11 protein-coding genes are annotated in these 13282 nt (G+C 43.6%); 7 read left to right on the top strand and 4 right to left on the bottom strand.

What is annotated here, in order from left to right; all coding sequences use genetic code 11:
* Positions 1-173 precede the first annotated feature (173 nt).
* The 3 genes from IM456_RS07285 to IM456_RS07275 all read left to right on the top strand — a co-directional run bounded on the left by IM456_RS07285 (position 174) and on the right by IM456_RS07275 (position 2618).
* On the top strand, positions 174-1106 hold the full coding sequence (locus IM456_RS07285; protein WP_149986723.1) for a GGDEF domain-containing response regulator: 933 nt from the start codon (positions 174-176) through the stop codon (positions 1104-1106).
* On the top strand, positions 1103-1885 hold the full coding sequence (locus tag IM456_RS07280; RefSeq protein WP_149986709.1) for a transporter substrate-binding domain-containing protein: 783 nt from the start codon (positions 1103-1105) through the stop codon (positions 1883-1885). Before IM456_RS07285 ends, IM456_RS07280 begins: the two co-directional genes overlap by 4 nt.
* Positions 1886-2081: 196 nt before the next feature.
* On the top strand, positions 2082-2618 hold the full coding sequence (locus IM456_RS07275) for a tetratricopeptide repeat protein (RefSeq protein ID WP_052276149.1): 537 nt from the start codon (positions 2082-2084) through the stop codon (positions 2616-2618).
* A gap of 54 nt (positions 2619-2672) precedes the next feature.
* Here the strand turns inward: IM456_RS07275 and IM456_RS07270 are convergent, their stop codons facing one another.
* Positions 2673-4472 carry an SLC13 family permease gene (locus tag IM456_RS07270; RefSeq protein ID WP_149986708.1) on the bottom strand — a complete coding sequence of 600 codons (1800 nt, stop codon included), beginning with the start codon at positions 4470-4472 and terminating at the stop codon, positions 2673-2675.
* Between the two features lie 4 nt (positions 4473-4476).
* Entirely contained in the window at positions 4477-7257 is a 2781-nt protein-coding gene (locus IM456_RS07265; protein WP_287691865.1) for a cation-translocating P-type ATPase, read from the bottom strand.
* 417 nt (positions 7258-7674) lie between these two features.
* Between IM456_RS07265 and pds the strand changes: the two genes are divergently transcribed.
* Both pds and crtB read left to right on the top strand, forming a co-directional pair.
* Entirely contained in the window at positions 7675-9105 is a 1431-nt protein-coding gene (pds, locus tag IM456_RS07260) for a 15-cis-phytoene desaturase (RefSeq protein ID WP_287691867.1), read from the top strand.
* Between the two features lie 105 nt (positions 9106-9210).
* Positions 9211-10143 (top strand): 15-cis-phytoene synthase CrtB, encoded by a 933-nt coding sequence (gene crtB / locus IM456_RS07255; RefSeq protein ID WP_149986705.1) that lies wholly within the window; start codon positions 9211-9213, stop codon positions 10141-10143.
* Between the two features lie 93 nt (positions 10144-10236).
* On the opposite strand, the gene IM456_RS07250 is transcribed toward crtB, so the two are convergent.
* Positions 10237-10713 carry a hypothetical protein gene (locus tag IM456_RS07250; RefSeq protein ID WP_149986704.1) on the bottom strand — a complete coding sequence of 159 codons (477 nt, stop codon included), beginning with the start codon at positions 10711-10713 and terminating at the stop codon, positions 10237-10239.
* Between the two features lie 257 nt (positions 10714-10970).
* Here IM456_RS07250 and IM456_RS07245 point away from each other — a divergent pair, with 257 nt between their 5' ends.
* The gene (locus IM456_RS07245; RefSeq protein ID WP_002795543.1) at positions 10971-11213 is read left to right on the top strand and encodes a hypothetical protein; all 243 of its coding nucleotides are present in this window, start codon (positions 10971-10973) and stop codon (positions 11211-11213) included.
* A 60-nt stretch (positions 11214-11273) separates the two neighbouring features.
* On the opposite strand, the gene IM456_RS07240 is transcribed toward IM456_RS07245, so the two are convergent.
* A complete protein-coding gene (locus IM456_RS07240) occupies positions 11274-11966 on the bottom strand; it encodes a pirin family protein (RefSeq protein WP_287691869.1) in 693 nt (230 codons plus the stop codon).
* 451 nt (positions 11967-12417) lie between these two features.
* Here IM456_RS07240 and IM456_RS07235 point away from each other — a divergent pair, with 451 nt between their 5' ends.
* Positions 12418-13119 carry a PEP-CTERM sorting domain-containing protein gene (locus tag IM456_RS07235; protein ID WP_287691871.1) on the top strand — a complete coding sequence of 234 codons (702 nt, stop codon included), beginning with the start codon at positions 12418-12420 and terminating at the stop codon, positions 13117-13119.
* Positions 13120-13282: the final 163 nt, after the last annotated feature.

The raw sequence follows: 13282 nt of genomic DNA, 5'->3' as shown, positions 1-13282 counted from the left end.
TGGCTGGCTTTTTTTATTCTAGTCGAAAAAAGCGGACTTCTAGAAACTAGGGACAGCTTGACCTTTGGGGGTGATGCCTGATCCCATCATACTTCATCTTTATGAGAAATGCGGTATCACTAATAATTGTATCTCTATTTTGTCCTTAACTTGATTAATTATACTTACTGATGATGATTAAATTTCGTGCTGAAGACTGTCTAGTTTTAGTGGTTGATGATGTCAGTAAAAATCTCCAATTGGCTGTGGAGATTCTTGATTCTGCTGGTTATGCCACCATTTTTGCTAGTAGTTTTAAACAGGCAATAGAACAAGTAAAAACTGCTAATCCTGACCTAATTCTTCTTGACTTAATGATGCCAGATATGGGGGGAATAGAACTTTGCCGAAGACTAAAAACTGACACTTTATACGCTCATATACCGATTATATTTGTGACAGATAGTAAGGAAAAAGAAGATATTATCAATGCTTTTAATTCTGGGGCTGTGGACTATGTAAATAAACCATTTCATAGTTGGGAACTGTTAGCCAGAGTTAAAATTCATCTAGAACTGAAAAAGACTCAAGAAGAACTGAAAAATATCAATTCTCAACTAGAAAAGTTAGTCAGAACTGATAGCCTAACTGGGGTAAATAATCGTCGAGAGATTTTTTCCTTGGGCGAGAAAGAATTTCAACGATGTCGTCGTTATCATCGTTATTTTTCGGTTCTAGTCATCGATATGGACTATTTTAAACATATTAACGATACCTTTGGTCATATCCTAGGAGACAAAACTTTAATTACTGTCGCTGGGGCAATTAAAAACTGTCTGCGTCAAGTGGATAGTTTTGGGCGCTTTGGGGGCGAGGAATTTGTCGCTATTCTCCCAGAAACTAATCTTGAGGATGCCGGAACCTTAGCCTGGCGCATTTGTCAAGTAATTAACAAGTTAAATATTGAAATTGATCGACAAAAAGTGCGAGTTACTGCTAGTATCGGTGTGGCAACATTTAGCCCTCAAGATAATAATCTGGAAGAGGTGATCGAGCGGGCTGATCGTGCCATGTTCGCCGCTAAAAATCAAGGTAGAAATCAAGTTAGTCTAGGTAAAACAGTATGAAAAATTTGTTATTTATTCTTGGTTTTTTGCTCTTAGGTGTAGCCCCAAGTTTTAGCGCCGATCTCGATACGATTATACGCCGGGGAAAATTAATTGTCGCTGTCAAAAATAATCTCCCTCCCCTCGCTTTCCTTGATTCTCAGGGCAATCTGCAAGGATTGGAAATCGACATCGCTAAACGTCTAGCTGAAGAAATTCTCGGTTCTGACAGTGCTATTATTCTCAAACCCGTTAGTAATCAAGAACGTTTACAGGTGGTTATTGATGATCGGGTGGATTTGGCGATCGCTCGTGTGGCGATTACTCCCGCACGTCAGCGCTTAGTGGATTTTAGCCCCTTTTATTACCTCGATAGCAGCGGTTTTGTGACGAAAAATCTGCTATTTCAGCGTTTAGAAGACCTAGCTAACTCTAGAATCGCCGTACTCAACGGCTCGACGACAATCGCCCTTGTGCGTTCCCATTTACCTAACGCTACCCTGCGCGGGGTTGCTTCCTATCAAGAAGCTTTTAATTTACTGGAAACTGGGGAAATAGACGCTTTTGCGGCTGATAATAGCCTTTTAACCAGTTGGGTGCAGCAATTCCCCAATTATCGTCAATTACCGATCCAGTTGGGGGCGATCGCTCTAGGAGTCGTTCTCCCTAAAGGGTTACAGTACCAAAGTCTCCGAGAACGCGTCAACCAAGCGATCGAGCGGCTAGAATCCACCGGCTGGTTAGTAGAACGGGTGAACTATTGGGGCTTACCCCTGAGAATTCGGGAAATGGGGAGATAGGGTGATGGGGTGTGGGGTGTGGGGTGTGGGGAGAGGGAAGTCGGGTGTGGGGTGTGGGGTGTAGGGTGTGGGGTGTGGGGTGTGGGGAGAAAAAAGCTGATAACTGACAACTGATAACTGACAACTGATAACTGACTAAATCCTGCTATAATTTGAGGGAATAAGTATAAAAATATTAATTGCTCGATCGCTAATTATGGAAGATACCCTGCCGCTTATTTACGTTTCTGGATTGCTAATTTTCGTGATCGGTTTAGGAATTTTTGTCATCGTGCAAATCTTTAAAACCCGTCGAGTGGAAGGAACCTTTAACAAGCTACAAAAGAAATTGCAAAAAGAAAAAGGTACAGCTAAAGATTACTATGAATTAGGGAGTCTTTATCTCGATAAAAAACTCTATGTTCAAGCATTGAGTTTACTACAAAAGGCTTTAAAAATCTCTGGGGAAGAAAGCATCGAACCAGAAAATCAAGCTCTAATCTACAATGCGCTCGGTTTTTCCTATTTTGCCCAAGAACAATTAGAATTAGCGATTCGTAACTACAAAGAAGCAATTAAACTTTATCCTGAATACTCGATCGCTCTCAATAATCTTGGCAATGTTTACGAAAAGAAACAAATGGCTAAAAAAGCTCTCGAAACCTACGAAGAAACTCTCAAATTTGATCCTAATAATACCGTAGCCAAAAAGCGAGCCGAATCCCTGCGTAAACGCTTCGCTGAATCGAAATAGTTTTGACTACTATCAAATTCTTTTTAGAGATCGAAGATTCTTCGATCTCTTTCTTTATTTCAAGCCATAAAACAAGACAATTAAACTAGGGGTTAAAATCGTCAAAATTAAATTTAGGGGCGCACCCAAACGGGTAAAATCGAGGAATTTATAGCCGCCAGGTGCATAAACCATGGTATTAGTTTGATAGCCAATCGGTGTTAGATAACTATTAGAAGCAGCAAAGGTGACAGCATACATAAAAGCCAAAGGATTTAAACCCAAAGTTTTCGCCACTTCCACGGCGACGGGAATCATTAACACCACGGCGGCGTTATTAGAGAGGATTTCAGTCAAAACTGAGGTAATTAGATAGAAAAAAACTAAGATCCAAAACCCCGAAAGATTACCGCCGATAGCCACTAAATTATCTGCCAACCATTTAGTCGTTCCCGAGTTATCCATGGCAGTACCCAGGGGAATTAAACCCGCTAATAAAAAGATAATATCCCAACGAATGGAACCATAGACTTCCCCCGGTTTTAGACAGCCAGTAATTACCATTAAAACCACCCCGACTAAACTGGTGACGAGAATCGGTTGAATATCAAAAGCGGCAATAATAATCACCAACAAAGTAATCATTAAAGCAATAATGCCCTTATCCTGTCGTAATGATTCAATTTCCTTTTCTTCTAAGACTAATAATTCTCGCGTAGTTTGTAACCCCACAAAACTCTGTTTTGGTCCTTGAACTAAGAGCAAATCGCCAAACTTTAAAGGAATTTTCCCTAATCTTCCTTGCAGTAATTCTGAACCACGCCGAATCGCTAAAACCGTTGCGTTATAACGCTGACGGAATTTCAAATCTTTTAAAGTTGTCCCAATTAAACGGGAATTAGAGAGAATCAAAACCTCGGCTAATTTTTCCTCACCTGTAGTAATTGTCGATTCAATATCTCCTTTCTGAAATTTGACATCGGCAAAGATTTCTAAGCCTCGTTCATCTTTAATTTTTAATAGTTCTTCCCGACTACTGTGAACGATTAAAATATCGCCAGCATTGAGAACTTTATCGGCTAAAGGCTGGTATAAATGTACCTTATTTCTGATTAATTCCAACACATCAAAATTAAACTTTCTTTGTAGTCCACTTTGGGATAAAGTTTGACCGATAAGATTAGAACGAGGGGTAATAATTACCTCACTCAGATATACTTTAGAACCATAATCATCCTCTAAAAATTCCCCAGTGGAAGATTTGCGGTCGGGTAGTAATTTCGGAGCAACAATTGTTAAATAAATCAAACCTGCTAAAAAAGTTACTAATCCTAAAGCAGTGAATTGAAATAAGCTAAATTCCCCATAACCCAGCTTGGCAGAAATACCACTAGCGAGAATGTTAGTAGAAGTCCCCACCACCGTAATCATCCCCGCTAAAACCGTCGCGTAGGAAAGGGGAATTAATAACTTAGAAGGAGAAATTTTTTGTTTTTTACACCAATCTTCGACGATGGGTAAAAAGATCGCCACCACTGCCGTGTTATTAATAAAAGCACTAATCGGCCCCACTAATGCCCCCAAGACAAATACCTGTTGGTGGGGATTTTTGCCCCCCCAAACCAGCAAGCGATCGCGAATTACTTGAATCACTCCCGTGCGGGTAATTCCAGCACTAAGCACAAACATCGCCATCACTGTCACCGTGGCAGAATTACTAAATCCGGCGATACCTTCTTCGGGAGTAACTAAACCCAAAAGAATCAGGACAATCGCCACGCATAAAGCGGTTAAATCTACTGGTAGCCATTCCGCCACGAAAGCGACTAAAGCAACGACTAAAACCGTTAAAGTCAGAATAATTGGTGTTGGCATTGATTTATTTTTTCGTCATGAACCAGCGAATAAATAACTTCTCCAACTCAATCCAAACAAACATTAAGGCACTAAATCCAAAACAGATTAATAATTCTGTGCCACTAATCCATTGAGTACCGAAGAAGCTTTGTAGGGGAGGAGCATAAATTAACAACAATTGTAGGATCGTTGTCAAGCCCACGGCAGCAATAATGTAAGGATTAGAGAAGGGATTCATTTGCACAGCTAACTGGGTATGGGAACGCACCGCTAAAGCATGACCCATTTGTGCTAAACAGAGGGTAGTAAATACCATGGTTTTCCAACGTCCGGGATCTCCGATTTCGGGAGTTGCTTGAGTATATCGGTAAGCCCAGTACATCATAATAATGGTGAGAATGGCAAAGACGATGCCGATGCGAATCATATACCAACCCAAACCGCGGGCGAAAATGCTTTCCCGGGGGCTAAAAGGTGGACGTTTCATCACATTAGGTTCGGCGGGTTCCATTGCCAGAGCAAGAGCCGGTAAACCGTCGGTGACAAGGTTCATCCAGAGGATTTGCAAGGGAGAAAGGGGTACACCGCCTAAACCGAGCAGAGGAGCCGCTGCAATCGTTAAAACCTCGCCAATATTACTGCCGAGAATGTATTTAATAAAGCGCCGAATGTTACTGTAAACCACGCGCCCTTCTTCGGTGGCGGCGACGATGGTGGCAAAATTATCATCTAGCAAAATCATATCACTGGCTTCTTTGCTGACATCGGTTCCCGTAATGCCCATGGCGATACCGATATCCGCTTGTTTTAGTGCCGGAGCATCGTTCACCCCGTCCCCCGTCATGGCGACGAATTTGCCCCGTTTTTGCAAAGCTTGGACGATTCTCAGCTTATGTTCGGGAGAAACGCGAGCATAGACGCTAACACCATCTACCTCTCCCTCTAGGTCATTCTGAGACATTTTTTCTAATTCTTTACCCGTGATTACTCGCTCCCCGGGGGCAGCAATGCCTAATTCAATGGCGATCGCCTTGGCCGTTAATTGGTGATCTCCGGTAATCATAATCGGACGAATTCCCGCTTGACGACAGAGAGCAACCGCTTCTTTAACTTCTTTGCGGGGTGCATCGAGCATTCCCACCAATCCCAACCAAACCAGGGATTGTTCCTCACTATCTTCTCTTTCCGCTTCCGGCACTTCTGTCATCGGTTTATAGGAAAAACCTAAAACTCGTAGGCCATTACCCGCCATTTCGTCATTTTGTGCCAAAATACGGCTTCTTTGTTCAGCTGTTAAGGGTTGACTTTCTGCCCCAACTTGGATCAGAGAACAACGTTCGAGAATTAATTCCGGTGAGCCTTTGGTAAACATTAAATAGGCAGAATCCCCCAAACCTAACTGGGCATTCTCACAGATTACTGACATTCTCTTTCGTTCGGAAGAAAAGGGAAATTCCCCTAAACGAGGGCTTTTGGGTGTTAATGCTTCCCGATATAGTCCGCCTTTACCCGCCAACGTCAGTAAAGCTCCTTCGGTGGGATCGCCTAAAATTGACCATTCTTGCGCTTTATTTTGCAAAAGTGCATCATTACACAGCACACAAGCCGTTAAAATTGCCTGTAGTTCGGGATCACTTTCACTAGCACCACTAAACTCACCGATGGGCGCGTAACCTTCCCCCGTGACAGTAATGACATGGTGGGAAGTATTGACTTTCTGCACCACCATTTTATTTTGAGTTAAAGTTCCGGTTTTATCGGAGCAAATCGTCGTTACCGAGCCTAAAGTTTCCACTGCCGGCAATTTACGGATTAAAGCTTGTCTTCTCACCATTCTTTGGGTTCCAATTGCCAATGTCACCGTTACCACTGCCGGTAAACCTTCGGGGACAACAGCCACAGCCATACTGAGGGAGGTTTCTAATAATGACTCAAAAAACTGCCAACCGGAGCTAATTACGCCCCAAAGCACGACTACAGCCACTAAAGCTAGGGAACCACTCACTAAAACGTTACCTAACTGCGACATTCGCTGTTGTAGGGGAGTTGGTTCACTTTCTACTCCTTGCAACAAAGCGGCAATTTTACCGATTTCCGTATCCATTCCCGTCTTGGTAATCGCCACTTTCCCGCGCCCTTGTACTACTTCTGTACCCTGATAGACGAGGTTAATGCGATCGCCCAAAGAGGCATCTTCTGGTAAAACCTTCTGTGCTTGTTTATTCACCGATTCCGCCTCACCCGTTAAGGCAGCTTCGCGGATTTGCAGGTTTTGTGCTTCTAATAATCTGCCATCGGCGGCAATTTGTACCCCCGCTTCCAGTAACATGATATCCCCGGGGACAAGTTCCTTGGCCGCCACTTCAAAGGTGCTACCATTACGAATAACCCGGACTTTCGGCGAGGATAACTGCTTAAGGGCCGCTAATGCCTTTTCTGCCCGACTTTCCTGTAAATATCCTAAAATACCGTTTAAAATAACAATTGTAAAAATAGCGATCGCGTCTTTGGGAAATTCCCCTTTTTTCAGGTCCAAAACTGCCGAAACCACCGCCACGGCGATCAGCATCACTAACATAATGTTAGTAAACTGTTCCGATAAAATCATTAACGGGCTACGTCCCCCCGTTTCTTTTAGTTCATTTAATCCGAAAATATCCTTTCTTTTAACAATTTCAGCCTCGATTAAGCCGGTTTCCCCATTGGTTCTCAGTATTTCTAGGGTTTGTTCCCCAGTTAAATTATGCCAAGCACGATTATTCTCTATTTCCGAGACTTGAGGTGACGTAGTGGGAAAAGTCATAGCGATCGATTGAAGAGGGTGTACGCGTGAACTAAAAAGGTAAGCGAATTAAGCTAATTACATATCACAATATCAGTTATCAGTTATCAGTGACCAGTAATCAGTTATCAGTGACCAGTAATCAGTAATCAGTTATCAGTGACCAGTAAGCAGTTATCAGTGACCAGCAAACAGTTATCAGTGACCAGTAAGCAGTAAGCAGTTATCAAGGAAGTGGGGAGACCACTTCGTGCGCGTTGCGGGGGGAGAATAAATAAAAATAATCTCCTGCCTTTTGCCTCCTACCTTTTGCCTTTTGCCTCCTGCCTCCTGCCTTTTGCCTCCTACCTTCTCGATAAGCTGAAAAAAATGTAACGAAATGTGAAGTATAATAGCGAATGTGATAAAGACAAGACATTAGAGAGTAGATAAGAAAAGATGCGAGTTGCGATCGCTGGTGCGGGACTAGCCGGATTATCTTGTGCGAAATACCTTGTCGATGCGGGACATACGCCCATCGTACTGGAACGTCGCGATGTATTAGGGGGAAAAATTGCCGCTTGGAAAGATGCCGATGGGGACTGGTACGAAACCGGTTTACATATCTTCTTTGGCGCTTATCCCAATATGCTGCAATTATTCCAAGAATTAGGTATAGAAGATCGTTTACAGTGGAAAGAACACTCGATGATCTTCAATCAGCCGGAAAAACCGGGGACTTATTCGCGGTTTGACTTCCCTGATATTCCCGCCCCAATTAACGGTATTGTTGCCATTCTCCGCAATAACGATATGTTAACTTGGGAGGAAAAAATTAAATTTGGACTCGGTTTAATTCCTGCCATTGTTAAAGGCCAAAGTTACGTCGAGGAGATGGATAAATATTCTTGGTCGGAATGGTTAGAGAAACAAAACATACCGACTAGGGTAGAAAAAGAAGTGTTTATCGCTATGTCGAAAGCCCTAAACTTTATCGATCCTAACGAGATTTCCGCCACAATTCTACTAACGGCCCTCAACCGCTTTTTACAGGAGAAAAACGGCTCAAAAATGGCTTTTCTCGACGGTTCACCCCCGGAAAGACTCTGCCAACCTTTAGTCGATTACATCACCGCTAGAGGCGGCGAAGTGCGCTTAAACGCCCCTTTAAAAGAGATTGTGTTAAATGAAGATGGCACAGTTAAAGCCTTCTTAATGCGCGGTTTAGACGGTGGGGAAGATTATCTTTTTGAAGCCGATCTTTATGTGTCTGCGATGCCGGTAGATCCTTTAAAAGTTTTACTACCTAAACCTTGGCAAGAAGATAAATTCTTTCAAAAATTAGAAGGATTAGAAGGGGTTCCCGTCATTAATTTACACCTCTGGTTTGATCGCAAACTAACCGACATCGATCATTTATTATTCTCCCGTTCGCCCTTACTCAGTGTTTATGCTGACATGAGCAACACCTGTAAAGAATACGCTAACCCCGATCGCTCGATGTTAGAATTAGTTCTCGCTCCCGCTCACGATTGGATTACTAAATCTGATGAAGAAATTATCGCCGCCACGATGAAAGAATTAGAAAAACTCTTTCCCCAACATTTTACTGGCGATCATCCCAGTCAATTGTTAAAATACCATCTGGTGAAAACTCCTCGATCGGTTTATAAAGCCACTCCTGGCCGACAAGGTTATCGACCTTCTCAGAAAACTCCGATCGAGAATTTTTATCTCGCCGGTGACTATACCATGCAAAAATATTTAGGAAGCATGGAAGGAGCGGTTTTATCAGGGAAATTAGCGGCAGCAGTGATCAGCAAAGATCACCCCGCAGCACCGCTAAACCCGAATAAAACCCAATCTATACCAGTGTCCAGCGCTCGTTAATTCTCTGGCTAGGGACTAATGACGAAAATGGCCTTGAGTGAGACAATGCTATATCATTAGCCACAGTTCGCCGTTAATCTAAGTCAATCATTCCGCCCCAGCAGAATGCTCCAATTGCCAAAACCGACCCACCCCACCAAACCCCTCGTCTCCCTTGCGGAGTCCTACGAACTCTGTCGCCGGATTACAGAGAAGTATTCCAAAACGTTTTATCTCGGTACTCTCCTGATGCCGAAAGCAAAACGTCAAGCGATCTGGGCAATTTATGTCTGGTGTCGTCGTACCGATGAACTGGTCGATGGACCCCAAGCCCGGTTAACTACACCTGAAACCCTTGATTTATGGGAAAAACAGCTAGAAACCGTCTTTTCTGGGGTTGCCCTCGAGGATGCCGATGTCGCTCTCGTGGATACTCTAGAAAAGTTCCCCATGGATATCCAACCCTTTCGGGATATGATCGCCGGGCAACAGATGGACCTCTATCGCAGTCGTTATCAAACCTTTGATGAACTAAAACTGTACTGCTATCGGGTGGCGGGGACGGTGGGGTTAATGTCCAGCGCGGTGTTAGGATTGGAAGATGGCGATCGCTCGGCTCCTTGGCGACGCAATCAAAGCGTCTATATTCCGCAAGAAGAAGCGATCGATCTCGGTATTGCCAATCAATTAACCAATATTTTGCGGGATGTGGGGGAAGATGTCCATCGTGGGCGGATTTATCTACCTTTAGAGGATTTAGAGCGTTTTAACTACAGCGAAGACGATTTACTCAAAGGGGTTAATGATCACCGTTGGCAGGCGTTAATGCGCTTCCAAATTGAGCGCGCTCGTTATTACTACGATTCCGCCGAAAGGGGGATTCGCGCCCTTAATCCCGATTCCCGTTGGCCGGTTTGGGCGGCTTTACTGCTTTATCAAGGCATTTTAGACGTAATTGAAGCAAATAACTACGATGTCTTCGCCCGTCGTGCCTTCGTGCCTTTACCCAAGAAAATGCTCTATTTACCCGTGGCTTGGTTGCGATCGCAAGCGTTATAAAAATTCGACGGGTTTTGCTGCTTGCCGACTCCACCCGTCGAGTCTCAACTATTAAGTTTTCCCAATTCACCTGCTTAACTTGGGTTTGCTTTTTCAGCGCGATTTAGGAGTCACCAACCAGAAAGGTCCAGTTTCCGTGCAGGGAACATCTCGTTCGGTTTCGTAAACCACAAGACCGTCTTGCCGATCCAAAACTAACGCTTCTCCTAGACGGACGTAGGATATAAACGGGACAAGATAGCGGACGACTGGCTCATCGCTACAGGCAGGCAACACCCGATCGTTAAAATACTCCCCTCCCACATCCTCGACGCTTTCATAGTAGCGGATGCTGAGATCATCGAGCGCTTTCCCCGGAAAGCGGTCTTGGATAGCTGACCGGAGAAATTCTGGCAGCGGTCGATCGGGCGATAATAATGTGGCAGATTTCATGGCTTTTCCCCCTAAAACCAAAGGAAGCGGGGAACTCTGACAAATGCCCATCCTCTCGGAACTATTCGCTTCCGCTCCCCACCTGGTCAATTTTTTACTAGGGATGGGATCTGGCGCAGGGAGTCCCCTTGTATTCATTGTAACAAATTTCTCCGCAAAGGTTCAGGGCGATACGGTGAGAACAGTTTTTCTTGATTTTTCGTTACAAAGATTGACAAATTTATCCTTTTATTTTGGCGATAATAATAATTACCCGGCGACAAGCCAGAAAAAATAATGGAAACAGGGAAAGACGGACGAGGCTGGGACTAACTAACTAGCAATAATGATAGCGAGAAAAGAAGTGGTTTAGTAGTGCCGAATTCTCGTTCCCGATCATTTAGGAGGTAGGAAAGATGACAATTTATGTCACCCGCGAGGGGGATAAACTGGTGGCCGATTCCCCACTGGAATTGGTGGAAAAACTACAACAATGTCAGGGGAGAATGGCGGAAACAAGACAGGACTTCATGACTCGGATGGCTGCACAGATGGTAGCCAGCCAAGGCGTTACTGTTCCCATCACCGATCCGGAGAATTTTATCGCCGAGCTAATCCACAACGATTTTCTGAGCGTGGTGGACAGTATTGATGGCTGAAAGTCGGCCGGGGAATTGGCGGCAAAACTTAGCCACTAGGGTTCCTAACACTCAACCCCACTACCCTAGGTCAAAAAGCAAAATTTCCGAGTCTTCTAGAGATTGAATAGCCAAAGAAGTTTCCTCGCTAATTGCCGCTCCATCCCCCGCTCGTAAATGCACGCCATTTAGGTTTATTTGCCCTCTAGCCACCTGTAACCAGCCATAACGACCTCCATCTAAGGAATGGGTGAGGGACTGGTCTAGGGGCAAAATTCCCGCGTAGAGATTAACATCTTGATGGATTTTGACTGCATTACCCGCACCGGTGGGAGAGGCGATTAATTGTAGCGTATGGGGAGAAAATGCGATCGCTTTTTGTTCATAACTGGGTTCTAGATTTTTTGGGTCGGGAATAATCCAAATTTGCAGAAGATGGAGGGGATTAGTGGCAGAATGATTAAATTCACTGTGTTTTATCCCTGTTCCCGCGCTCATCCGTTGAATTTCACCGTGTCGAATCACGGAACCCGTGCCGAGACTGTCTTGGTGTTCTAGTTCTCCCTCCAAAACATAGGTTAAAATCTCCATATCGTGGTGTCCGTGGGTGTGAAATCCTTTTCCCCCAATCACTTTATCCTCATTAATAACTCTTAGACTCCTAAAATTAATCTGTTGGGGATCATAATATTGGGCAAAAGAAAAAGTATGATAGGTATCCAACCAACCATAGTTAGCGTGGCCTCTTTCCTCCGCTTTGCGTATAGTAATCATCGGTTTTCCTCTTTTTTATCTCTATTATATTCTCAAGGCTTTTTGCTAGATCAACTAAGGATAGCTGATGGGTTTTGTTATCCCTTTTCTGTCAGAGGAGGGATAGGAAGTGTAGATAGTCACGGCAAGCGCATCTTAACCATCCTTGACAAAATAAACCTAGAGGGCGATTTGGGTATATTTGGGTAGAATTTGCCCTCTCAATTGTTAAGCAACAATCGACCAAATACGTCAAGTTAGTAACTATTCTGATTGACTGCTATCATTTGAAATGCCTACACAGCAAGCGGCTGACAAAATTAGCCAATTATCAACAGCGTTTGAGCTGCGCTTACCCGGGTAAATAGTGTAATAAAACTTAATAAATTATCCTGATTGATGACTTGACAAGAAAAATTATTACTGTAAAATTGCAGGAAAGAATGTAGTTACTCGAAGGAGTTTCAGTCAAATGATTAATACTCGGTTAAAACCCGTCACTACGGGTCTCATTGGGGCTGTGGGTTTGGGGGTTGCTTTATTAGGGATGCCTGAAATGGCGAAGGCTCTGGATGGCCCTTTAGCTGGAACTGATTATCTTATCACTCCTGATACTGGCAACACTTATTACGACTTCCCATTTGGGAGAGTGGAATTTAGAGGTGTCCCTACTTTTCGTAGTGGTTCGGATACAGTTGCAGAACGGCTTAATGATTGTGTGTTTGATCTAACGGGAATGTGTGAGGTTGAGTACATAATCAGAGAGCTTGAACTTAAGAGCAGAAACCCAATAGAAATCCTACCTAACTCCGGTTTTTTCTACGATGTTTTTGTGAATCTTGATGATTCTGTTGTTCAAACATCTGGAACAATGACCCTAGGGATGGATGGGAGTTATAGTTCTACTAATTGGCCTGTCGCTTGGAAAGCTACTTTTGTAGCCCTTAATAATGGACCCGATATTCCAATGGTAACAGGAACTACTTTATTTGATTCTACAGGGAGATGGGCGGGTTCAAATGGTAGTTTCTATTTTGTTGGGCCGATTTTTCATGAAGCTCCAGATCACGTTCATGAAGTTATTTCTGTACCCGAACCTTCAACTGTATTAGGCTTAATTGCCGTAGGTTTAAGCTCAATAGTCGGATTTAAAGGCAAAAAAGAGCCAAAATAAGCCTTCGATCGCTTCTTTTTTACCAAGAAAAAGCCCCCAATTGGGGGCTGAGGAAGAATGTAGTTACTTCTTGGAGTATAGCAAATCATGTCGAGAACTGGCAAATATAGCTCGATTTTTGTTTATTATTGCGGTAAAAACGCCTAACTGTAGCATTTGGGCA

It is taken from the genome of Microcystis sp. M079S1 (assembly GCF_020246425.1).
Classification (GTDB): domain Bacteria; phylum Cyanobacteriota; class Cyanobacteriia; order Cyanobacteriales; family Microcystaceae; genus Microcystis; species Microcystis aeruginosa.
This window is presented reverse-complemented; position numbering and strand designations above follow the sequence as displayed.